23 protein-coding genes are annotated in these 21,999 nt (G+C 71.4%); 8 read left to right on the top strand and 15 right to left on the bottom strand.

Features of this window, described 5'->3' with window-relative positions; translation table 11 throughout:
- Positions 1–23 precede the first annotated feature (23 nt).
- Positions 24–1,469 (top strand): argininosuccinate synthase, encoded by a 1,446-nt coding sequence (argG, locus tag ACGFYP_RS29355; RefSeq protein ID WP_361956120.1) that lies wholly within the window; start codon positions 24–26, stop codon positions 1,467–1,469.
- A gap of 69 nt (positions 1,470–1,538) precedes the next feature.
- Here the strand turns inward: argG and ACGFYP_RS29350 are convergent, their stop codons facing one another.
- The 3 genes from ACGFYP_RS29350 to ACGFYP_RS29340 all read right to left on the bottom strand — a co-directional run bounded on the left by ACGFYP_RS29350 (position 1,539) and on the right by ACGFYP_RS29340 (position 3,524).
- Positions 1,539–1,958, bottom strand: a complete 420-nt coding sequence (locus ACGFYP_RS29350; RefSeq protein WP_361956117.1) for a DUF6114 domain-containing protein — start codon at positions 1,956–1,958, stop codon at positions 1,539–1,541.
- A gap of 2 nt (positions 1,959–1,960) precedes the next feature.
- Positions 1,961–2,623, bottom strand: coding sequence for a DUF6230 family protein (locus ACGFYP_RS29345; protein ID WP_393499779.1), 663 nt, complete (start codon positions 2,621–2,623; stop codon positions 1,961–1,963).
- 217 nt (positions 2,624–2,840) lie between these two features.
- A complete protein-coding gene (locus tag ACGFYP_RS29340; protein ID WP_393499776.1) occupies positions 2,841–3,524 on the bottom strand; it encodes a TetR/AcrR family transcriptional regulator in 684 nt (227 codons plus the stop codon).
- Positions 3,525–3,848: 324 nt separating this feature from the next.
- On the opposite strand from ACGFYP_RS29340, the gene ACGFYP_RS29335 reads away from it, so the two are divergent.
- Entirely contained in the window at positions 3,849–4,502 is a 654-nt protein-coding gene (locus ACGFYP_RS29335; RefSeq protein ID WP_393499774.1) for a Tat pathway signal sequence domain protein, read from the top strand.
- A gap of 144 nt (positions 4,503–4,646) precedes the next feature.
- On the opposite strand, the gene ACGFYP_RS29330 is transcribed toward ACGFYP_RS29335, so the two are convergent.
- Positions 4,647–6,575 carry a ricin-type beta-trefoil lectin domain protein gene (locus ACGFYP_RS29330; RefSeq protein WP_393499771.1) on the bottom strand — a complete coding sequence of 643 codons (1,929 nt, stop codon included), beginning with the start codon at positions 6,573–6,575 and terminating at the stop codon, positions 4,647–4,649.
- Positions 6,576–6,911: 336 nt separating this feature from the next.
- Between ACGFYP_RS29330 and ACGFYP_RS29325 the strand changes: the two genes are divergently transcribed.
- Both ACGFYP_RS29325 and ACGFYP_RS29320 read left to right on the top strand, forming a co-directional pair.
- On the top strand, positions 6,912–7,898 hold the full coding sequence (locus ACGFYP_RS29325) for a LacI family DNA-binding transcriptional regulator (protein WP_393499768.1): 987 nt from the start codon (positions 6,912–6,914) through the stop codon (positions 7,896–7,898).
- Between the two features lie 167 nt (positions 7,899–8,065).
- The gene (locus ACGFYP_RS29320; RefSeq protein WP_393499764.1) at positions 8,066–11,146 is read left to right on the top strand and encodes a glycoside hydrolase family 3 N-terminal domain-containing protein; all 3,081 of its coding nucleotides are present in this window, start codon (positions 8,066–8,068) and stop codon (positions 11,144–11,146) included.
- Positions 11,147–11,236: 90 nt separating this feature from the next.
- Here ACGFYP_RS29320 and ACGFYP_RS29315 read toward each other — a convergent pair whose 3' ends face one another.
- The gene (locus ACGFYP_RS29315) at positions 11,237–12,136 is read right to left on the bottom strand and encodes an MBL fold metallo-hydrolase (RefSeq protein WP_393499761.1); all 900 of its coding nucleotides are present in this window, start codon (positions 12,134–12,136) and stop codon (positions 11,237–11,239) included.
- Positions 12,137–12,237: 101 nt separating this feature from the next.
- On the opposite strand from ACGFYP_RS29315, the gene ACGFYP_RS29310 reads away from it, so the two are divergent.
- Positions 12,238–13,179, top strand: a complete 942-nt coding sequence (locus ACGFYP_RS29310) for an AraC family transcriptional regulator (protein WP_393499758.1) — start codon at positions 12,238–12,240, stop codon at positions 13,177–13,179.
- Positions 13,180–13,231: 52 nt separating this feature from the next.
- On the opposite strand, the gene ACGFYP_RS29305 is transcribed toward ACGFYP_RS29310, so the two are convergent.
- Both ACGFYP_RS29305 and ACGFYP_RS29300 read right to left on the bottom strand, forming a co-directional pair.
- On the bottom strand, positions 13,232–14,104 hold the full coding sequence (locus ACGFYP_RS29305) for an endo alpha-1,4 polygalactosaminidase (RefSeq protein ID WP_393499755.1): 873 nt from the start codon (positions 14,102–14,104) through the stop codon (positions 13,232–13,234).
- Positions 14,101–14,235 (bottom strand): hypothetical protein, encoded by a 135-nt coding sequence (locus ACGFYP_RS29300; protein WP_393499752.1) that lies wholly within the window; start codon positions 14,233–14,235, stop codon positions 14,101–14,103. The genes ACGFYP_RS29305 and ACGFYP_RS29300 overlap by 4 nt, the downstream gene beginning before the upstream one ends.
- A gap of 329 nt (positions 14,236–14,564) precedes the next feature.
- Between ACGFYP_RS29300 and ACGFYP_RS29295 the strand changes: the two genes are divergently transcribed.
- Positions 14,565–14,723, top strand: a complete 159-nt coding sequence (locus ACGFYP_RS29295) for a hypothetical protein (protein WP_393499749.1) — start codon at positions 14,565–14,567, stop codon at positions 14,721–14,723.
- Positions 14,724–14,753: 30 nt separating this feature from the next.
- Here ACGFYP_RS29295 and ACGFYP_RS29290 read toward each other — a convergent pair whose 3' ends face one another.
- From ACGFYP_RS29290 to ACGFYP_RS29270, 5 genes are all read right to left on the bottom strand, one after another.
- Positions 14,754–15,200, bottom strand: a complete 447-nt coding sequence (locus tag ACGFYP_RS29290; RefSeq protein WP_361956094.1) for an SRPBCC family protein — start codon at positions 15,198–15,200, stop codon at positions 14,754–14,756.
- A 163-nt stretch (positions 15,201–15,363) separates the two neighbouring features.
- The gene (locus ACGFYP_RS29285) at positions 15,364–15,801 is read right to left on the bottom strand and encodes a DUF5990 family protein (protein WP_393499745.1); all 438 of its coding nucleotides are present in this window, start codon (positions 15,799–15,801) and stop codon (positions 15,364–15,366) included.
- Positions 15,798–16,076 (bottom strand): ArsR/SmtB family transcription factor, encoded by a 279-nt coding sequence (locus ACGFYP_RS29280; protein ID WP_393499742.1) that lies wholly within the window; start codon positions 16,074–16,076, stop codon positions 15,798–15,800. Before ACGFYP_RS29280 ends, ACGFYP_RS29285 begins: the two co-directional genes overlap by 4 nt.
- Positions 16,077–16,207: 131 nt before the next feature.
- Entirely contained in the window at positions 16,208–17,479 is a 1,272-nt protein-coding gene (locus ACGFYP_RS29275) for a DUF2254 family protein (protein ID WP_393499739.1), read from the bottom strand.
- 129 nt (positions 17,480–17,608) lie between these two features.
- Positions 17,609–18,205 (bottom strand): cysteine hydrolase family protein, encoded by a 597-nt coding sequence (locus tag ACGFYP_RS29270; protein WP_393499736.1) that lies wholly within the window; start codon positions 18,203–18,205, stop codon positions 17,609–17,611.
- Positions 18,206–18,369: 164 nt separating this feature from the next.
- Between ACGFYP_RS29270 and ACGFYP_RS29265 the strand changes: the two genes are divergently transcribed.
- Complete coding sequence (locus tag ACGFYP_RS29265) at positions 18,370–19,707, top strand: cytochrome P450 (protein ID WP_393499733.1); 1,338 nt, start codon at positions 18,370–18,372, stop codon at positions 19,705–19,707.
- A gap of 23 nt (positions 19,708–19,730) precedes the next feature.
- Here the strand turns inward: ACGFYP_RS29265 and ACGFYP_RS29260 are convergent, their stop codons facing one another.
- The 3 genes from ACGFYP_RS29260 to ACGFYP_RS29250 all read right to left on the bottom strand — a co-directional run bounded on the left by ACGFYP_RS29260 (position 19,731) and on the right by ACGFYP_RS29250 (position 21,465).
- Entirely contained in the window at positions 19,731–20,243 is a 513-nt protein-coding gene (locus tag ACGFYP_RS29260) for a hypothetical protein (protein WP_393499730.1), read from the bottom strand.
- A 218-nt stretch (positions 20,244–20,461) separates the two neighbouring features.
- Positions 20,462–21,127 (bottom strand): permease prefix domain 1-containing protein, encoded by a 666-nt coding sequence (locus ACGFYP_RS29255; RefSeq protein WP_393499727.1) that lies wholly within the window; start codon positions 21,125–21,127, stop codon positions 20,462–20,464.
- Entirely contained in the window at positions 21,124–21,465 is a 342-nt protein-coding gene (locus ACGFYP_RS29250) for a PadR family transcriptional regulator (protein WP_393499725.1), read from the bottom strand. The genes ACGFYP_RS29255 and ACGFYP_RS29250 overlap by 4 nt, the downstream gene beginning before the upstream one ends.
- 84 nt (positions 21,466–21,549) lie before the next feature.
- On the opposite strand from ACGFYP_RS29250, the gene ACGFYP_RS29245 reads away from it, so the two are divergent.
- Complete coding sequence (locus ACGFYP_RS29245) at positions 21,550–21,996, top strand: hypothetical protein (protein WP_393499722.1); 447 nt, start codon at positions 21,550–21,552, stop codon at positions 21,994–21,996.
- Positions 21,997–21,999: the final 3 nt, after the last annotated feature.

Raw genomic sequence — 21,999 nt, 5'->3', positions numbered from 1 at the left:
GCGTTCTGATGCATACTCTTCCTATGTCTAAGGTCCTCACCTCCCTTCCTTCCGGCGAGCGGGTCGGAATCGCCTTCTCCGGCGGGCTCGACACGTCGGTCGCTGTCGCGTGGATGCGCGACAAGGGCGCCGTCCCGTGCACCTACACCGCCGACATCGGCCAGTACGACGAGCCCGACATCGGCTCCGTGCCCGGTCGTGCCAAGACCTACGGCGCCGAGATCGCCCGGCTGGTCGACTGCCGCGCCGCGCTGGTCGAGGAGGGGCTCGCCGCGCTCACCTGCGGGGCGTTCCACATCCGCTCCGGCGGGCGCGCCTATTTCAACACCACCCCGCTCGGGCGGGCGGTCACCGGCACCCTTCTGGTGCGGGCGATGCTCGAGGACGACGTGCAGATCTGGGGCGACGGATCGACGTTCAAGGGCAATGACATCGAGCGGTTCTACCGGTACGGGCTGCTCGCCAACCCGCACCTGCGGATCTACAAGCCCTGGCTCGACGCGGACTTCGTGACCGAGCTCGGCGGCCGTACGGAGATGTCCGAGTGGCTGCTCGCCCACGGTCTGCCCTACCGGGACAGCACCGAGAAGGCGTACTCCACCGACGCCAACATCTGGGGCGCCACCCACGAGGCGAAGATCCTCGAGCACCTCGACACGGGCGTGGAGACCGTGGAGCCGATCATGGGCGTGCGGTTCTGGGACCCGTCGGTGGAGATCGCCACCGAGGACGTGACCATCGGTTTCGACCAGGGCCGGCCGGTGACGATCAACGGCAAGGAGTTCTCCTCCCCCGTCAGCCTGGTGATGGAGGCGAACGAGATCGGCGGGCGCCACGGCCTCGGCATGTCCGACCAGATCGAGAACCGGATCATCGAGGCGAAGAGCCGCGGGATCTACGAGGCTCCGGGCATGGCGCTGCTGCACGCGGCGTACGAGCGTCTCGTCAACGCCATCCACAACGAGGACACGCTCGCGCAGTACCACAACGAGGGTCGGCGCCTCGGTCGGCTGATGTACGAGGGCCGCTGGCTGGACCCGCAGGCGCTGATGATCCGCGAGTCGCTGCAGCGCTGGGTCGGCGCGGCCGTCACGGGCGAGGTGACCCTGCGGCTGCGGCGCGGCGAGGACTACTCGATCGTCGACACCACGGGTCCTGCGTTCAGCTACCACCCGGACAAGCTGTCGATGGAGCGCACCGAGGACTCCGCGTTCGGTCCGGTCGACCGGATCGGCCAGCTGACGATGCGTAACCTCGACATCGCCGACTCGCGGGCCAAGCTGGAGCAGTACGCGGGGCTCGGCCTGATCGGCACCGCGAACCCGGCGATCGGCGCCGCGCAGGCCGCCGCGACCGGGCTGATCGGCACGATGCCGCAGGGCGGCGCCGAGGCGATCGCCTCGCGTGGCGAGGTCTCCGCCAACGACGAGCTGCTCGACCGTGCCGCGATGGAGTCCGGCACCGACTGATCGTCCGACGTCGCCCCAGGGCGCTGTCGCCGCCACCGAGAGGTGTCGGCGGCAGCGCCCTCGGTGTGTCTACGCCCGTTTCTCGCGGCGTGCGCGCGGCAGGCGCCAGCGGCGCGGTGGCTGGTCCGGGAGCCAGCCGAAGGCGAGTGAGCTGCCGACGAGGCCGAGGAGCAGACCGATGAAGAAACCTCCGAGGTTCGAGGTGACGAAGGTGGCGAGCGAGGCAAGGACGGCGACGATCGAGTAGAAGAGGCGCTGGCGCGGGTTGAGGACGATCAGCGCCCCGCAGACGATCATGATCACCGGCAGGACGTAGCCGGCCAGGCTGTCCGCCCCCGCCGTGAGGATGACGGAGATGCTCGCCCGTTGGGTGAGGAGGATCTCGCCGCCACCGAGCATGATCAGGAGGCCCGGGGCGAAGGGGCGGCGGTGACGCCATCCGGCGAAGGCCCGCCAGGGGTGTCGGCCGCCGGTGGCCGGCCGTGCCATGGTCAACAGCCTTCGGACGTGAAGCTCATGTGCAGGTCGGGCAGGGTGAAGCGGGTGGCCGTGGTGGCGTAGTTCTTCTGGTACACGTCGGTGATGGTGACGGTGTCGGCCTGCTGGCCGAAGCTGCCGAGCGGGCCCTTGACCGGCGGTTTGTCGAAGGTGCTGGCGTCGCCGCCGATCTCGATGTTGTCGAACGCGGCGACCTTGCCGGAGATCTCGGTGGAGTCCGTGGTCAGGCCGGAGGCCTTGACCGGGGTGCCCCTGTTGCCCGCCGTGATGCGCAGGTGGGTGCCGCCCAGTTCCACGCTCTGGCAGAGGTTGGTGAGTTCGGCCTGGCGGATTGCGGTGACGATGACCAGGACCTGGCCGCCGGTGTCGCCGGCGTTGGGGCTGCCCTCGGCCATGTTGTCCATGGCCCCGAACTGGCCGAAGCCGGTGCCCTTGAGGGTGTCGGCCTTGACGACGAACGGCATGCCGGAGATGGCGAACTGGGCGGCGAGGGCGCCCTGGGCGGTCAGGACGACGAGGGTGCCGGCGATCGCGCAGGCGGGGACCGCCATCAGCGCGGCGCGCCGGAAGCGGACGCGGCCTCTGCGGCGGGGTTCCTCGGCCGGGGTTGCCGGGGATAAGGAGGCGGTGGAGGTGGGGTCTTCGGACAGGGCCATGAGGTGCTCCTGACAGTCGTGAGGAAACAGACCTGTGGCGGCGATGTCCTGGCGCGGACGGTGGATCCGGTGCGGTTCCCGTGCCCGCCGGGGTCTTCCTCGCGTGGCGTACGGAGGCGGCCGCGTGGCAGGGAACCGTCCTGGACGGTAAACCCGTCGTTACCGCCGAGTCAACTAGTGTGCGAAACACGGCAGTTGATCGATCGATGCGCAGGTCTCAGGGGTGCGTGAACGGCGCCACCACGACGTGCACCAGGGTGTCCAGGAGGTGCGGGAGGTGGGCCGTCCGGTCCTCGTCGACCGTGCGGTGGACCGCCGCGTGGACGGCCCCGACGACGGTGTCGACCAGCTCCTCCCGTGCCACCCCCGGCGGGCCCGGCGGCGCGTCCACGAAGAACCGTCGGAAACGGGCCAGAAGTTCGGCGCGCGCACGGCGCCCCGCGGGCCCCGCCGACTCGATCTCGACGACCATCCGCGCGAACGCGGGCGTCTCCGAAAGCAGGGCCAGCATCGTGCGCAGTCCGGCCCGCACGGCCGCCGGCCACGACGCCGCGCCGCCCGCCTCCTCGTACGCCCGTCCCATGGCCCGTACGACCATGTCCGTACCGCTCCGGTAAGCGGCCAGGACCGCGTCCTCCTTGCCCGTGAACAGGGCGTAGAACACCGGGCGGGTCACTCCGGCGGCCCGGCAGATGTCGCTGATCCGCGCACCGCCGTAGCCGTGCGCCGCGACCATGCGGGCCACCCCGTCGAGCAGCCGCTCGCGCTGCCGCGAGGCCACTTGTTCCGGCGTCAGCCGGCGGGGTCCCGGGCGCAGGGAGCGCTCCGGGTCGCGGCCCGTGCGGGCACCGGGCAGCGCCTGCCACTCCTCGGTCGGACGAGCACCCTTCACCGGCCACATCCCCCCGGGGCTGTTGACGTCACATACCCGACAGGTTTACAACCCTGATGGGTTTTCCTCTTCTGCGGCGCTCTGCTCCGCACCGTGCACCGCACCGAGTATCACGCTCTCGTCGCGTCCCGCGACAGCGCTGGGCCGATCCGTGGCGCCGGATCGGCCCGGCCAGGGATTCGCTTCGCTCCGTCCGCACCGTAGAGCCGCATCCTTCCCCCGCCACCGGCCGCCGCCGGGGGCCCACCCACGCATACCCGCCCGCCGGGTGATGTCCCCGCATCCCCGGCAGAGCTCCACCACCCTCACCCTGGGACGAAAGGAACCCCCACCATGAACAAGCGTGTCTTCTTAGCCTCCGCCGGAGCCGCCGTCGCCGCCGTCCTGGCCGTCACGCACCCGGCCACCGCGGCCGGCAGCGTCCTGACGACCGGCAGCGCGAGCGGTCCGGCCGTCGCGGTCGGCGACGTGCTCGCCGCCTCGCTCACCTCGGGCACCACCGCGAAGATCGCCACGACGTCCGGCGGCAGCACGGGGATCACCTGCAACTCCTCGGCGTTCAACGCGACCGTCACGAGCAACCCGGCCGCACCCGGCACCGCGACCGAGACGCTCAACTCCCACACCCTGAGCAGCTGTACGACCAACATCGTGGGCGCGACCGGCGTGCAGAGCATCACGGTCAACAACCTCCCGTACACGACGGCCGTCACATCGGGCGGCACGCTGACCGTGACCGCGGGCAGCGGGGGCCCGATCCAGACCACGCTGAAGATCAACACCATCCTGGGCCTGACGACCTGCGTCTACCGGGCCACGACCCTGACGGCGACCCCGTCGAACGCGGACAACTCGCTGGCCTTCGCCAACCAGCAGTTCACCAAGGCCAGCGGGCCGGGCACGTGCCCCGCGAACGGCTTCTTCAGCGCGAAGTACGGCCCCGTGTCGGACACCACACAGGCGGGCGCCCCCGTCTTCGTCAACTGAGCCCGCCCGCCTCCTGAGTCCGGCCTCCCGCCGCACACAGGACCGTCCGGGAGCGCCTGTCACGCGCTCCCGGACGGTTCCGTACAGGACGCAACTCTCCAGACCTGAGCAGGACATGGTCCGGGGGGGTGCGCCGGGTGGAGCCTAGAGGACGGTCGGGCGCCACTTCTGGTTGGGTGCTCCCGTGCAGGACCAGATCTGGGCGCGGGTGCCGTTCGTGGAGGAGTTTCCGGTGGCGTCCAGGCACTTGTCGGCGGCGACGTTCACGAGGTCGGCGGAGGCCGGCTCGTGGCGCCATCGTTGGGCGCCCGTGCCGTTGCAGGTGTAGAGCTGGACCTTGGCGCCGTTCGTCGTCGAGCCGTCCGTCACGTCCAGGCACTTGCCGAGGGCGCGGACAGTGCCGTCGGCGTGGATCGTCCAGGCTTGCGCGGCCGAGCCGTTGCACTGCCAGAGCTGGACCGGCGTACCGTCGGCGGCCGAGCCGCCCGCGACGTCGAGGCAGGCCCCGCCGAGGCCCACCAGCGACGGGGCGGAGGCCTGGGTGCCCGACCAGGTGAAGGTCGCGGAGGTCTTGCCGGGGAGCGTGTACGTGTAGTGGCCCGAGCCCCAGTTGACGGTCATCTGCCGTGCGGCGGTGGAGTCGTTGTAGGCGATGAGGGCCTTGGAGCCGTCGGGGTTGCGCCAGGCGACGTTCGGGACCTCGGAGGTGGCGGTCGAGGCGATGCGGTGGGCGCCGGGCCGGACGAACTTCGTGAGGTGGCCCATGGTGTAGTACTCGATCGTGTAGTCGACCTGACCGTGCCGGGAGTCGCCGTTGTGGACGGTGATCAGGCCGTCGCAGACACCGCAGCCGCCGTTGTGCGGGCCCCTGTTCTGGTCGACGGCGAGGGACCACTTGGTGACCGACTTCGCCCAGTTCCGGGTGTAGTCGATGATGTTCATCATGTCCTCGCGCTGCTGGTTCGCGTTCCAGGTGCCGCCCGAGTGCTCGGTCTGGAAGGCGTTCAGCTGCGGATGACGGTCGTGGATCTCGGTCTGCTTGGCGACGTTGCCGCCGTAGCCGTGCCAGGCGACGCCCCCGAAGTTCGGATGGCTGCGCACGGCCGGGTCGTCGACGGTCTGGGCGGCGTACGCGTCGTACGTGTCCCAGTTCCAGTCGTGGGCGAGGACCTTGGTGGGCAGGCCGGCGGACTGGAGCCCCGGCAGCAGCTCGCTCTTGGTGAAGTAGGCGAGTCCTGAGGCGTTCCAGCTCATCGACGGGTAGCCGGAGCAGCAGGTCGGTTCGTTCTGGGCGGTGACGTAGTCGACGGGGACGCCCTGGTCGCGCCAGCCCTGGAGGTACTTCACGAAGTAGTCGGCGTACGTGCCGTAGTGCTCGGCCTTCAGCCAGCCGCCGTTCAGCTGGCCGCTGTCCTTCATCCAGGCGGGGGCGGTCCAGGGCGAGGCGACGAGCGTGAGGGCCGGGTTGAGCTGCTTGGCCTGTTTGGTGAGGGGCAGGACGTCCTGGAGGTCGTGGGCGAGGGAGAAGCGCGCGAGGGTGGGGTCGGTCTGACCGGCCGGCAGGTCGTCGTAGGTGTAGCCGAAACGGGCCAGGTCCGAGCCGCCCATGGGGTTGCGGACGAAGGACAGGCCGATGCCGTCGGTGGGCGAGAAGAGCTTGCGCATCGTCGCGTCCCGGGTCGCCTGGGAGAGGGCGCCGGAACCCTTCATCAGCCAGGCGGCGGTGTCGGTGAACGAGGCGCCGCCACCGGTGAAGGTCTGGTAGCGCGTGTTCTCGTCGACGGTGAGGGTCGTGCCCGCGCCGCCGTTGCCGTCCTGGAAGGCGATCGGGGTCTGCTGCTGGAGTCCGCGGGTGACGTGGCGGCCGCCCGCGTCGTCGGTGGTGGTCAGCCAGACGTTCACCTGCTCTCCCGCGGCGTGTGCCGTGCCGGCGGAGAGGCCGGTGATTCCGGCGAGGCCGGTGAGACCTGATGCGGCCAGTGCTCCGGCCAGGAGGGTTCTCACCAGCCGGCTGCCTCGGGGACGGCGGCGCCGGCGGCCCGTGCGGGTGGGGCTGTGCGTCGAACGGAGCATGTGGGTGCCCTTCTCGGCGGGGTGTGGGGGAAGTCCGAGAGCCCGGTCGCGCGTCGGGTGGGTCCCGTCGGATCGAGTCCGGTGCGGTCGAGTGGGTGTCCGGGGGCCGGCTCGCGTCGAGAGTGAACTGGGCATCGGGGTCCGCCGTCAAGGTGTCGCGCATTCATATCCTGAACGCACGACCGGAGTTGAAGGGGCATGTAGGGAGTTTGAGGCGTTCACTGTGTGAACTCTTGACGGCGGTGCGGGGTGGCGGTTGACTCGCCCCACCGTGCCGGAACCGGTTCCGGGAGCGGTTCCGACACCGATGTCAGTCCCTCGACGCGGAGGCCCCCGATGCGTGTCACGATCGCCGATGTCGCACGTCAGGCGGGTGTCAGCAAGACGACGGTCTCCCGGGTCCTGAACACCAGGGCGGAGGTGGACCAGGCCACGGCCGCCCGCGTTCGTGAAGTGATCGATGTGCTGGGCTATGTGCCCAGCTCAGGGGCGGTCGGTCTGGCGCGCGGCTCCAGCCGGACCATCGGCATGCTGACGCCGTCGCTCACCTGGCCGTGGATGGGCGAGGTCCTCCAGGGTGTCGTCGACACCGTCGAGGCGGCCGGGTACGGGCTGTTGCTCTTCACGTGCAACCGAGGTGCCGACTCCGTACGGCACTTCGCCGCTCAGGTCTCCGCCCGGGCCTTCGACGGACTGCTCGTCGTCGAGCCGGAGAGCACCCTCGACACGATCGCCGCGATGCACCGGCGTGGCCTGCCCGTCGTGCTCATCGACGACCGGGGCCGTCATCCGGCCTTCCCCTCGGTCGCCACCACCCATCACGCCGGAGGCCAGGCCGCCGCGGGCCATCTGCTCGCCTCGGGCCGCACCAGGCCGCTGGTCGTCACCGGGCGCCGCGACTTCGGCTGTGTGCGCGAACGGCTGGACGGGTTCCGCGAGGTCCTGCCGACGGATCTGATCGTCGAGGGCGAGTTCACGGAGGAGACCGGACGGTCCGCCGTACGGCGTGCGCTCGCCGGGGGCTGGGACTTCGACGGCGTCTTCGCGCACAACGACCTCATCGCGGCGGGCGTGTTGCGCGCGCTGCGCGAGGCCGGGCGGGTCGTCCCGGACGACGTGGCCGTCGTCGGCTTCGACGACATTCCCATGGCGCGGCACACCGAACCGCCGCTGACCACCATCCGCCAGCCGATGCGTCGGATGGGTGAGACGGCCGCGCGGATGCTCCTGGCGGGTCTTGGCGGCGAGCCGATCCCGCGTGAGCCGGTCGTCCTGCCCACCGAACTCGTCGTCCGGCGCTCCGCGCCGAGCGGCGGCCGATGACGCGGGACGAGGCCAACCACCAGCCACTCCCTCCCCGTACGCCGTCGCTCCTGGCCGCCCCGCAGGCGGCCCCGCGCCGCCGTTCCCGCACGTCCTCTTCCCTCCGTCTCTCCGTCCCGTCCGTCCCGTCCGTCCCTCTGTCCCGCTGTCCCGTACAAGGAGCCGCAATGCCACGAACAACGGCGGTGATAGCCGTCACCGCTCTGCTCGGCACTCTCCTCACCGGAGCGACGCTGCCGAGCGCCGCGGCCGACGTGCCCGCGAGCGCACCCGCGCCGGTGGCCGTCGACCGGTTCGAAGGGGAGATCCCCTTCGCCTCCCCGCCCGCGGAGGGCATCTTCACGTGGGGTAGTGACGCCGACGACCCGCCGAAGCTGCGGATCGCCGAGCGCGCCGACGCCCCCGAGGGCGGGAAGGTCCTCGCAGGCGACTACGACATCAGCGGCTGGGGCGGGTTCAGCCACGACTTCGCGTTCGACAGGCCCGCCCACGACTGGACCGCGTACAAGGGCGTCCGTTTCTGGTGGTACGGGCAGAACACCGCGCCCCTGCCGCCCGGGTCCGGCAAGCGCCTCCACTTCGAGATCAAGGACGGCGGGGCGAACGGCGAGGCGTCCGAGCTGTGGACCACGTCGTTCACGGACGACTGGGAGGGCTGGCACCTCGTCGAGATCCCGTTCTCGGAGTTCCAGTACCGCGCCGACTACCAGCCGGTGGGCGGCATCGACCAGGTGCTCGGTCTGAACGAGATGTGGGGGTACGCCCTGACGCTGCCGCCCGGCTCGCCCGGCGCCTTCGCGATGGACGGCGTGGAGCTGTACGGTACGGCCGAGCCGGCCCTGACCACCAAGGTCGTCACCGATGCCGCCGTGTACCCGGTCGGTGAGGGCGGCACCGCCGAGGTGAAGGTGTCCGTCGCCACGACGGGATCCGCGCCGCTCGCCGAGCCCGTCACCGTCACGTACACGACCGACGGCGAGGGCGGGAGCGCCCGGTCCGGCGAGGACTTCACGCCGGTGAGCGGTTCCGTCACCTTCCCGGCCGGTACGGCCTCCGGCGCGACCCGTTCGGTCTCCGTGGCAACGAAGAAGGACAGCTCCGCCGAGTCGGCCGAGACGATCCCGCTCACGCTGGGCGTCACGGGCGCCAAGGCCCCGACGGAGAACCCGACGGTCGTCGTGAACGCCCATGGGCTGCCGTACCTGAACACGAAGCTTCCGGTGAAGAAGCGCGTCGCCGATCTGCTGGGGCGGATGTCGCTCGCGGAGAAGGCCGGCCAGATGACGCAGGCCGAGCGCAACGCGCTGCGGTCGCCCGGCGACATCGCCTCCTACGACCTCGGCTCCCTGCTCTCCGGCGGTGGATCGGTCCCCTCCCCCAACACGCCCGCCGCCTGGGCGAAGATGATCGACGGCTACCAACTGCGCGCACAGGCCACGCGATTCCAGATCCCGCTGATCTACGGCGTGGACGCGGTGCACGGCCACAACAACGTCGTCGGTTCGACGATCATGCCGCACAACATCGGCCTCGGCGCCGCGCGTGATCCGAAGCTCGCCGAGCGGACGGGTGCCGTGACCGCGAAGGAGGTGCGGGCGACGGGCATCCCGTGGGACTTCGCGCCGTGCCTGTGCGTCACGCGCGACGAGCGCTGGGGGCGCTCCTACGAGGCGTTCGGTGAGGATCCCGCCCTGGTGACCGCCATGGAGACCGTGATCAACGGGATGCAGGGCGCGCGGGACGGCAGGGACCTGGATCGTAACGACAAGGTGCTGACCAGCGCCAAGCACTTCGTGGGCGACGGCGGGACGGAGTTCGGGTCCTCGACCACCGGCTCGTACACGATCGACCAGGGCGTCACGAAGGTCACCCGGGAGGAGCTCGAGGCGGTGCATCTCGCGCCGTTCGCCGAGGCGGTGAAGCGCGGGGCGGGGACGGTCATGCCGTCGTACTCCTCGCTGGACATCCTGGGCGACGACCAGGGTCCTGTGAAGATGCACGCCCACGCGGAGATGATCAACGGTGTCCTGAAGGACCGCATGGGCTTCGAGGGCTTCGTCATCAGTGACTGGCAGGCGATCGACCAGATCCCGGGCGACTACCCCAGCGACGTGCGGACGTCGGTCAACGCCGGCCTCGACATGATCATGGTGCCGACGAACTACCAGGACTTCACCCGGACCTTGAAGGACGAGGTGACGGCCGGGCGGATCGGCCAGGCCCGGATCGACGACGCGGTGGCGCGGATCCTGACGCAGAAGTTCAAGCTGGGCCTGTTCGAGCAGCCCTACGCGGACACCTCCCACCTCGGCGAGATCGGCTCCCCCGGGCACCGCGCGGTGGCGCGCGAGGCGGTCGCCAAGTCCCAGGTGCTGCTGAAGAACGAGGGTGGGCTGCTGCCGCTGAAGAAGGACCGGAAGGTGTACGTCGCCGGGTCCAACGCCGACGACCTCGGCAACCAGGCGGGCGGCTGGACCGTCAGCTGGCAGGGTTCGTCCGGTCGGACGACCACGGGGACGACGATTCTGGAGGGCATGCGGAAGGCGGCGCCCGGGGCGGAGATCGCGTACTCCAAGGACGCCTCCGCCGACATGGGCGGGTACGACGTCGGCGTGGTCGTCGTCGGCGAGACGCCGTACGCGGAGGGCATCGGGGACGTCGGCAACGGACACGACCTGGAGCTCACCGCCGCCGACAGGACGGCCGTCGACAAGGTCTGCGCCGCGATGAAGTGCGTGGTCCTGGTGGTGTCCGGCCGCCCGCAGCTCATCGGTGACCGGCTGGGTGCGATCGACTCGCTCGTCGCGTCGTGGCTGCCGGGTACGGAGGGCGACGGTGTCGCCGACGTGCTCTACGGGGCCCGTCCGTTCACCGGACAGCTCCCGGTCACCTGGCCGAAGTCCGAGGCGCAGCTGCCGGTGAATGTCGGCGACGCGGCCTACGATCCGCAGTTCCCGTACGGCTGGGGGCTGACGACTCTCTCCCCTGCCCCGGCCGGCGGGGACTCCGCTCTGAAGGCCATCGGCGTCGCGGCCAAGGTCCTCCAGGCGCTCGGGCTCGGTACGTCGGCGGAGGGCCGGGAGCTGGTCGCGAAGGCCCGGGCGATCGTCCAGCAGAGGATCGGTCAGCACGTCACGGAGGCGACGGCGAAGCCGTTCGCCGAGGCGGACCATCTGCTGCTCACGGGGGACCTGACGGGCGCCGTGGCCAAGCTGAGGGTCGCGTACGGGGCGGCTGCCGCCTCCTGAGGTGACAGGGCCCCTAGGGAGTGTCCGGAAAGTATGGTCGTCCGCCCGAAGGGCGGGGCCGCGAGCCAGGCCAGACTTTCCGGACGCGACCTAGGGCCATCGGCTGACGGTGAGGGTGCCGGCGTCGCGGGTGACTTCCGCGATGCCGGTGCCGCCGAAGTGGGCGGGGACGATCAGTTCCCGTTCCGCGGCGGCCCGTTCGAGGATGCGGCGGCGGCTGGTGACGGCCGCCGCCGCGTCCAGGCAGAAACAGCTGTTGCACGAGGGCTGGAGCAGCTGCACCGGGCTGTGGAGGAGGTCTCCGACGAAGACCGCACGGTCGTCTCCCGAGGCGAGCCTCAGCACGGCGGAGCCGGGGGTGTGGCCGGGTGCGGATTCCAGCGTGAGGTGCTCGTCGATGCGGTACGTGCCGTCCCAGAGCACGCTCCGGCCGGCCCGGTGCACGGGGGCGATGCTGTCCTCATGAACGAACCGGTCGTGCTCCTGCCTTCCGTGACGGTCGGCGTTCCCGGGGCCGAAGAAGGCGTCGTCGGCGGCGGGGACGAGGTACTGGGCGTGGGGGAAGGTCGGGACCCACTCGCCGTCGGTTCGGGTCGTGTTCCAACCGACGTGGTCGGCGTGGATGTGGGTGTTGACGACGACGTCGACGTCCTCGGGGCGGATCCCGGCACGGGCCAGGCCGCCGAGGAAGTCTCCCTGCCAGTGGTGGAACGGTGTGCCGGGCCGCTCGCGACCGTTGCCCACTCCGGTGTCGACGAGGACGGTCCGTCCTGCGCTGCGCAGGACCCAGGTCTGGAGCGCCATCACGGCGTGATCCGTCTGCGGATCCCAGTGGTCGGGGGCCAGCCGCTGCTCGTTGGCACGCCATACGTCGGGCTCGGCGTCCGGGACAAGGCCTCGGGCGGAGGTGAACGCGCCCTGCCACTCGACGACTCGGATGACCTCGACGTCTCCCAGCGTCATGCGCTGCGCGGTCTGTGTGGTGTTCATGGAGTCGACCCTAGGGAGAGGTTACTGAGTCTCTCAATGCCTGCACTGCTCCTGTGAATACGTGCACGTCTCACATCTGAGCCGGGAGCTACCCTTCCTCCATGGATGTGGTGAGCGATGCGATCGCGACCGTGCGGATGGGGCGGGCGTCGTCCGACCGCGTGCGGGTGAGTGGGAGTTGGTGTGCGCGGTTCGCCCCGTACGACGGGGCGGGCTTCCATGTGGTGTTGGAGGGCGGCTGCTGGCTGTTGCCGGACGGCGGCTCGGCGGTGTCGCTCGGCGTCGGCGACGCGGTTCTGCTGCCGCACGGGACGGGCCATGTGATCGCCGACTCCCCCGTCGACGCGGAGACCGTCGCGCGCGCGGTGCCGTTCGAGCGGTGGACCGGCGGGCCGCCGTCGAGTCCGACGGCGTCCGGGGCGGAACTGTTGTGCGGCAAGTACCGTCTCGATCACAGCCGCGTCCACCCGCTGTTGGCGGAGCTGCCGACCGTGGTCCATCTGCCGAACCGGGTGGGAGACCAGGCCGAACTGCGGGCCGCCATCGATCTGTTGGGAGGCGAGCTGGGCGCGGACCGGCCCGGATCGGGGATCGCCGTTCCCGGCCTCGTCGACCTCCTGCTCGTCTACATGATCAGGGCCTGGGTGGCCCAGGACGGCGGCGGCGCATGGCCGGCCGTCCTGGGTGACCCCGTGACGGCGGCGGCTCTACGGGCGCTGCACGCCGACCCGGCCGCCGCGTGGAGCAACGACCGGCTGGCCGCGGAGGCGGGCGTGTCCCGGCCGACGCTCGCGCGCCGCTTCACGTCCCTGGTCGGCCGGCCGCCGATGGCGTACCTCACCTGGTGGCGGCTGACCTTGGCCGCGGCGCGGCTGCGCGACTCCGAGGACTCCTTGACGACGATCGCCCGCCGCGTCGGCTACGGGACGCCGTACGCGCTGTCGCACGCCTTCAGCCGCGAGTTCGGTACGACGCCGGGGCGGTACCGGGCGGCGCGTTCCGCCGCGATGACGCAGCAGGCGGGGCAGGGGACGGGGAGGTAGCCCGCGAGGGTGTCAACCGCGCGCCGACCACGAGCCGGGGCGAGGGCCGCGGTCAGCAGGTCGCGCGTACGTAGCCGGTCTCGCCGGCGGGGCGGACGTCGGTGTCGCGCAGGACCACGGAGAGGGTTTTGCCCCAGCGCTCGCAGGCGCGCGCGAGGCCGGCGGGTTCGTACTCGATGACGAGGACGCGGTTGTCGAAGGCGGTGGCGTACGGGCCGCACTCGTCGTACTGGCCGCACTCTTCCGCGACCGCGAAGTCGAAGCCGAGGGCGCGGCCGCGCTGGGCGAGCTCGGCGGCGTTCTTCTGGCCGATCGCGAGGCCCGCCGCGTGGGCGCGGTCGATGAGCAACCGCGCGAAGGCGAGGTCGTGTTCCGGGGTGAGGAGGCCTGCGGAGCGCTCGTACGAGTCGAGGTTGTCGGCCTCGACGGCCTGGAAGCCGGAGGCGGCGCAGCCGTCGATCCAGCCGCCGACGATCTCGGCGAGCCGCTCGCGCTTTGCGGGCGTGGAGATGTCGAAGAGGGCTTCGTCCCAGTCCTGGTCGATGACGGGTGCTCCGCCGGCGTTCCTCAGGAGGAGGTCGGGGTGGTTCTCCTGCCACCAGTCCGTGGCGTCCGGCTGGGCCTGGAAGGTGTTGACGTAGCAGATGTTGTAGAGGCCGTCCGTCGGCTCGGCCGTGCGGTCGCGGGAGACCGCACCGACTCCGGGGGGCGGCGGGTAGGCTCCGCCGATCTGGTAGTCGAAGCCTACGTGGGGCTCGGGCGGGACCACGGCGCGGGCGGAGGACGGCGGGGACGAGGGGGCGGAGTCGCCGCCACCCTCGCCGTCACCGGGCGACCCGCATCCGACGGCCATGGCGGCGAGGACGCCCGCCAGGGCCAGGACCGACAGCGCGCTGCGGAGGGGCCGGTGTGTACGGGCGTTCACGGTGCGGGCTCCAGGTCGTCCAGGCCGTCGGCGTTGTCGTTGGCGTGCGGTGCACAGCACAGCAGCGCCGTGCAGTGCAGGGCGATGGGGTGCTCTGCAGGCCTACCGTACGGCGCCAGCGGGAGCCCCATCGACAAGCCCCTCGAGTACGACCTGCCGCTGAACTCGACCTCCGACGGCTCGGCCGCGATCGGCGGAACCGTCTACCCGAGCCGCGTCACCCCGCTCAAGGTCGTCCAGGGCATCGGCATCGAGGTACGTACGACGTCACGCCCGACGACGCCAGGACCAACTTCGGCAACATCGCCCCGGAGTACGCCCAGCACGGCATCGTCCTGAAGTGGGCGGCCAACGTCTGGATCCGGCGCGTCGGCACGCAGATGACCGGCTCCCACGCGGTCGTCACCGAGAGCGCCAAGAACATCCAGGTGCAGGAGTCGTCCTTCGACGGTGCGGCAACGTGTGGCGCGGCAACAGGTCCGACCTGGGTGGGGTGGGTGCGTACGCCATCAAGATCACCTCGACGTCGAAGTGCAGCGCGAATCCGAACGTCGTGTACGCGTCCAACACGGTCACGAACGCGGGCAGCGGACTGACGAACGTCCCCGTCACGCCCTGACCCGACACGGGTGTGCGGGGTGTGCGGGTGTTACGACGCTTCGGCCGCCGCCTTGATGCGGCGGCCGAACGCGTCGGCGTCCTTGCGGGCGGCGCCGAGGGCGAGGCCGACGAGGAGCTTGCCGACTCCGTGGCCCTCAAGGACGTTGTGGATCCGGACCCTCGTACGGCCGTCCGGCAGGGCGGAGAGGTCGTAGCCGCCCTCGCGGGCCATGACGATGTTCTTGGAGGTCTCGGCCCAGCGGATCCGGTGCGGTGCGTCGAACTCGGTGATGCGGAACTCGCGGGACGTCGTCATCCCGGCGTCCTTCACCGTGCTGCGGAAGACGGTGCCGACGGCCGTCGGGGTGTCCGGGACGCGTTCGATCTTCTGCACCCGAGGGCTGAACTTCGGGTCGTTGCGCCCGTCGGCGAGGAAGGCGAAGACCTCCTCGATGGGGCGGTCGACGTCCGTCGTCGCCTCGAATTGTCCGGACATGAGCCCACTCCTTGGAGTCTTCGCTGCCGTGACGGTGATCGTATGGGAGGCGATCGCGCGCCGCGCTCGGGCAAAGCCGTTCGGGTGACGGCGGCTCAGGGGCTGATGGGCGGCCCGATGCGTGGCCTGTTCGGTGGCCTGATGAGTCGCCTGATGGGTGGCCTCAGCCCGTCGTCCACCGGATGCGGGGCGGGCGTACGGCGGCGCAGAGCGGCAGCCCGTGGGCGTCGGTCAGGCCGAGCCGTCCTTCGGCCGCGCCTCGGTCGAGGGCGGTCGCGGGCAGGTCGTCGAGGAAGAGCTTGGCCCGGCGGAACATCGTGAACGTGCCGCCCGGGGGCCACTCGCCCCAGGTGAGGTAGAGGAACCGCTCGCCGCGGCGGCCGTGGACGTACGGTCCTCGGAAGTCCTGGGTCCCGTCCGGTGCGAGCACCGTGTCCACGGTGAACTCCCACACCGCTTCGGCCGCGTCCCCCGGCACCGCGCCGTCGGGCTCGCGCCCGCGCTGCACGGCGACGTGGACGTCGTCGTACGCTCCGCAGGCGCGGCCGGGCAGATCGCCGCCGACGATGCGCAGGGCGAGCGGGGTTTTCGTCGTGCTCATTCCTTGCCCACCACGGCCCTGAGGAGGCCGGGGAAGGCCTCTTCGAACTCCTCGCGGCGCAGCCCGTTCATCCGGGAGGTACCGACGTAGTGCTGGCGGATGAGGCCGGCCTCGCGCAGGACGTGGAAGTGGTGCGTGGCGGTGGACTTGCTGACCGGGAGGTCGATGGCGCCGCAGTTGAGGTCCTGGTCCGTGGCGTGCAGGACGCTGACGATCTGGCGGCGGACGGGGTCGACGAGGGCTTCCAGCACCTGCTGGAGGCTGATCGTGCGCATGTCCGGGTGGGGCGGAACGCGGTCCTGTCCGCTGCGTTGTGGTGTCACCATCGGCTGTCTCGACCTCCCGCGCTCATCGTAGGGCACACCCGGTGAGCGTCCGTGGCCGTCGGAGGCCGGCGCCCCGCGGTTCAGGTGCCCGCCGGGGGCGACCAGATCCGCGGGTACTGCTCGCTTCCCAGCGCCTCGATCCACCGCAGCCGGTCGCGGACGATGGCGCGCCGGGGTTCGGGGCAGCGGTCGAGGAGCCGGTCGAGCATGGTGCGCAGGCGCTGGAGCGACATGGGCGAGGCGGCCGCGACGACGATCAGGTCGTCGACGGCCGTGGAGAGGTACTGCTCCCAGCTCGGGACGGGGACGACGATCCGGACCGCGCCGTCCTCGTCGGTGAGCTCCCCGATGTCCAGGTCGCGGTCGGCGAGGCGGGTCAGCAGGTCCTCGACCTGGTCCAGGGTCTGGACGGCGGTGGCGGGGTCGTTGACGGCGGGCGAGAGGGCCCGGAGCGCGATGTCGGCGAAGAGCCGGAAGGCCAGTTCGGGGTCCTGGTCGAAGGTGCGCTCGACGCCGGTGACGAGGGCGGCGCGGAGCTCGGACTCGGACACGCCCGTACGGGACGCCTCCGTGCCGATTCCCTTTCCGCCGGTCATCTCTCCGCCTGTCACGTCGGCGAGAGGGCCGCCCTTCACGAGGGTGCCCCCGATCGGTACGCGAAAGGTGATGACGCAGCCACGCCTCCTCGCCAGGTCGACGAGGGTCGGGGCGTCCACCTGCTGCAGGACGGCGGCCGCGCCCGACCAGCGCAGGGTGGTCGCCCCGGTCGGCGCCGGCCGGGGGCGCGCGCTCGCGGCGGGGTCGAAGGGCGCGGTGTAGAGGAAGTCGAAGAGCGGGTGCGCCCGTGCGGCGATCGACGCGAGGGCGGGTGCCAGTTGGATCGAGGTGAAGGCCCGGCTCTGCAGGGCCCGCATGAGCCAGAGCGCGACCAGGGCCAGGAGCATGGCGGCGGTCGGGACGAGGGCGGACACGGTCTGCTTGGTGCCGATGGACAGGGCCGCGGTGACGCAGAAGATGAAGACGCCGACGGCGAACGCGAAGGCGCGCCAGACGAGTGGATCCTCGCGGAACAGCCCGAGGCGCGGGGTGAACATCGTGGAGGAGAACTGCACCACCAGGAAGAGCACCGAGTAGATGATGCTCACCAGGCTGATGACGCCGAAGCCGATGGTGAAGAGCAGGCTCACCACCTGCTCGGACTTGGCGTCGGGGCCCACGGTCAGCAGAGGGACCAGCAGCCCGAGGCCGACGCCGGCTCCGGCGCAGACGAGCTGCGCCAGGTCCCTGCGCATCTCCCGCCTCGGTCGGCGGAAGAGCCCGCCGCCGCGGTCCGGCCCCACACGCACCGCCACGCTCCCACCTCCGCCCGGCCCACACCCGCACGTACGTACCTACGCAGGCACGCCCGCACGCACGCCGAAGGGGTGCCTCGGACACCTTCGGACGCCCTCACGCTACGGAACGCCGACCGGGCCCGCCTCTCAGGACGGCCCCGGGTGGGAACGCGCGGGTGGGGAGGTGAAGGTGACGGCGGAGGCGGGGATGGTCGTGTCGGCTTCGCGGCTGAGGGCCCAGGCCGCGACGCGGGAGACCGTGGCGGCGGGGACCGCGTCGGCGATTCCGGGGGCCGCCGGGATGTCGTGCGTCGCGTGGGCGTCGTACGGGAGGACGACGCGGTAGCCGCGCGCCAGGGCCGTGCGGGCGGTGGCCTGGACGCACATCTCGGACATCATCCCGCAGACGGCGAGCGAGCGGACGCCCGCGTCGGTCAACAGGCCGTTCAGTGAGGTCCCTTCGAAGCTGTCGTCCCGGACCTTACGGATGACCACCTCGGCGGGGCCCGGCTCGACGCGATGGTGGAGTTCCCAGCCGGGGGTGTGGGGTTCGCAGTCCGCCCCGGGCGGGCCGTCGTTCTGCACGTGGACGACGAGCGCGCCGCCGGCGCGCGCCCCGGCGATCAGCGCGGCCGTGCGGTCCAGGAGACGGTCGGCGCCCGGAACGGCGCCGGGGCCGGTGACGAAGGCCGTCTGGACGTCCACGACGAGCAGGGCTTCCACGGGGTACGCGGTCAGGGTCATGGCGTCATCCTGTCCGGCGGCGCGGAGCCGCCTCCAGCGGTTTTCCGGCCGGGGCGGCGGGGCGTGCCGGAGCCGGTCGCTCCGACGTGATCCGGCGTAATCCGGCGTGATCCGGCGCACAGACCGGCCGGTAGGCGTACGGTCGCGTGCTAGCGTCCGCGACCGTGACAACCGCCCCCGGCGGGCCGGGGCCCGCTTCCGCCACGGGTCCCGTCGGTTCCTGCCCGTACGGTGGGACGGCCGGCACCGAGGGCTCGCCACTGCTGCGGCTCGATCAGCTGGACGTGTTCGGGGAGGACTTCGTCCGCGACCCGTACCCGTGGCTCGACGCGCTGCGGACCGAGGCCCCCGTCCATCGCGACCCCGCCACCGGGCTGTGGCTGGTCAGCCGGTACGAGGACATCCGCCGGGTGCTGCTCGACCCGGAGGCGTTCCGGCCGGACAACGCCCAGCACGCGGTCACCCCCTTGAGCGTTCCCGCGCTCCGGCTGCTCGCCCGCGCGGGTTTCCGGCTGCGGCCCGCGCTGGCCAACAACGCGACCGAGAGCCACGCGGGGTTGCGCCGTGTCGTCACGCGCTTCTTCAACGCCCAGCGGGTCGCGGCGGCGGTGCCCGTCATCGAGCGGGTCGCGGGCGAGCTGCTGGACGACGTGCGGGCGGAGCTCGACGGGCGGGGCGGCAGCGACCTCTTCGGCACGTTCGCGCACACGCTCCCCTGCCGGATCATGATGGAGCTGCTGGGGATCGACGGCCTCGCGCCGGAGACCCTGGTGCGGTGGAGCGACGCCTCGCTGGAGCTCTTCTACGGACGCCCGACAGCGGAGCGGCAGCTCGAACTGGCCGCGTTGGTCGGCGAGTTCCATCAGTGGCTGACCTCGGTCGTGACCGACAGGTCCGCCCCGCCGGACAGTTTCATCGGCGCGCTGACCCGCCACCGGCTGCCGGACGGCGAACCGGTGGACGTGGCGACGGCGGTCGGCGCGTGCTTCTTCGTCTTCATCGCCGGGCAGTCCACGACCGGCCAGCTCATCGCCACGGTCCTGTGGGGCGCTCTGGACGAACCCGGCCTGTGGCGGCGCGCGGCGCGCGAGGAGGGTCTGGCCGAGGCGTGGGTCGAGGAGGTGCTGCGCCGCGAGCCGCCCGTGACGACCTGGCGTCGGGTGGCGCCGGAGCCGGTGGAGCTGGGCGGTGTACGACTCCCGGCCGGAGCCGAACTGCTGCTGATGCTCCTGGGCAGCGGCTCGGACCAGAAGGTCTTCGAAACTCCCGACCGGATGCTCCCCTTCCGCGAGAACGTCCGCCACCACCTGTCCTTCGGCGCGGGCCGCCACCGCTGCCCGGGCGCGTCACTGGCCCGTACGGAAGCCGCCGTGGCACTACGCGCGGCCGCCCGCCGACTCCCCGACCTCCACCTGACCCCGGGCGCACCGCCCCCACCGGTCCTGGACCTGCTCTCGTTCCGGGCACCGCTCGAAGTACGGGTGAGCGTCACCGCGCGCTGAGGCGACGGGCCGAGCAGGAGTGTTCAACGGTCCAGCCGGTGCCGAACGTAGTCCGGCTGGGCCACACCGAGCTCGATGCAGTTCTCGTCGAGGCCGTTGACGATCCGCAGGCAGCCCCCGGCGAAGGCGAACTCCACAGCCACCGTTCCAGCCGCCAGGTCACGGTCTGCCGGCCGCCACTCAAGCAGCGCGACCTCGCACAGGCCCTGGCCGAGAAACGGCTCGAGGCGTTCGTCGCTGTGAGACCAGTGGGGCGTGAACTCGGACCACTCCCACCCGGTGATGGTCGCCGCAGTGTCGATCGTGTCCCAGCCGATCGAGAGTTCATCGAGCTTCGAGTGACAAACCTCCACCTGAACGCCGTCGAAGTCCAGAAGCACCGGGCAGTCGGCGAACCAGTCTCCGTCCTCGACGAAACGCGCCAGCGCGAACCCCGTCAGCCGCCGACCAGCGAGCCTCGCCAGACGCGATCCGTGCGCCTGTCGAACCGCCTCGACCCCGACCAGGAAGGACGGCTTGAATCCAGAGATCCCCATGTGCACAGCAGCGGAGTTTCCCAGCCTTCAGCCCGACCGGCAAGCGCATATTCGCAGCAGCGGGATCCCTGCCACCGCTGCTCGGAGAGCAGTCGGCCACGCAGGTCTGCAGGCAGTTCACCACCGCATGCAACCACCGCGAACCCGCAGGCTGGGCAGCTGGATCCCGTGTCCCGCGACCAAGCTGAGCCCCCGTGCCTGGTGGTCCGTGTGAAGGGTCAGGCGGGCAGGCGGGCGCAGTGGCGGCAGGCTCGGGCCGAGGGGGCCGTGAGGGCGTGGGAGGCGGCCGCGAGCGTGCAGGCCAGTGCGATCAGGGGCCAGCCGGCGGTCATGAAGGCGGCGACGGCAAGGGAAAGGGTCGCCAGGGCCATCGACACGCTCGCCGTGGTGCCCGTCCAGGCGACCAGGAGGGGCAGCCGGTGCGGGGTGGGTACGTGGCGTGCGAGGGGGCCGGTGGCCGCGAGGGCGGTCGCTGCGAGAAGGGCCGCGACGCCCGCGACGGCGGCCAGTGACTGGGCCGTGCGGGGCAGTACTCCCTCCTGGCCGGTGCCCGTGGTGAGGAGCGCGTACCAGCACGCGAGGAGGAGCGGGGCCACGAGGACGACGGAGCGGGCGGTGTGGCGGGCCTGGGCGATCGTCAGTTCGCGCTGGAAGGCGGGTGCGAGCTCGGCGGGGGTGCCGAACTCCCGCACCGCCTCCTGGACCGCGTCCTCGTACGAAGCCCCCGCGTGGGTGTGGGCCTCCGCGGTGTCGACGAGCCCGCCGCGTACCTCCTCGACGAGGCGCGCCGTGGCCCGGGGCGGGCCGTGCAGGGCCTTCCGTAGGTCCGCGACGTAGGCGTCGATGGGGTCCGTCGAGCCCTTCGGCTTCGCGGGGGCGCTCATGTCGCGGTTCCGGGAGCGAGGGCCGGGTTCAGGACCGAGCCGATCGCCGTCGTGAACTCGCGCCAGGCCGCCCGCTCCCCCGCGAGGCCTTCGCGGCCCGCGTCGGTGAGTTCGTAGCAGCGCCGGCGACGCTCGCCGACCGCATCCCAGCTGCTGCTCAACAGCCCGATCCGCTCGAGCCGGTTGAGCGCCGGATAGATCGTGCCCGTACGCAGGTCGAGCACGCCTCCGCTGCGCTCCTGGACGGCCGTGATGATCGCGTACCCGTGCAGCGGCTCCTGCTCCAGCACGGCAAGCAGCAGTCCGTCGAGGTGCCCTCGCACCGCATCCGCTCTCATAGGTAGGCAGCCTACACACCACACGAGTAGACGTGCTATCTATTGGCAGCCAACATATGGCTCATCAGGCCGGAGGGGCCCGTAGTGACCAAGCTGCTGCTGTCCATACACGTCCTCGCGGCGATCCTGGTGGTCGGACCGATCACCGTGGCCGCCTCACTGTTCCCCCGCTACGCGCGCCAGGACTCGCCCGTCGCCGCGCTGCTGCACCGGATCTGCCGGGGGTACGCCGTCGCCGGTGTCGCCGTCCCGGTCTTCGGGCTCGCGACCGCGATCCAGCTCGGCGTCCTCACCGACGTCTGGCTGCTCACCTCGCTGGCGCTCACCGCGATCGCGGCGGCCGTCCTGGTCCTGGCGATCCTGCCCGGCCAGCGGCTGCTGCTCGACGGCGGCGAAGGCCACGAAGGTGACGGCGGCGCCGCACGCGCGACCGCCTCGCGACTGGCCATGCTCACCGGGGTCTTCAACATCCTCTGGGCGGTCGTCGTGGTCCTCATGATCGTCCGCCCCGGCTCGACCACGGGAGCGTGAGGC

The organism is Streptomyces sp. NPDC048370 (assembly GCF_043200825.1).
Taxonomy (GTDB): domain Bacteria; phylum Actinomycetota; class Actinomycetes; order Streptomycetales; family Streptomycetaceae; genus Streptomyces.
This window is presented reverse-complemented; position numbering and strand designations above follow the sequence as displayed.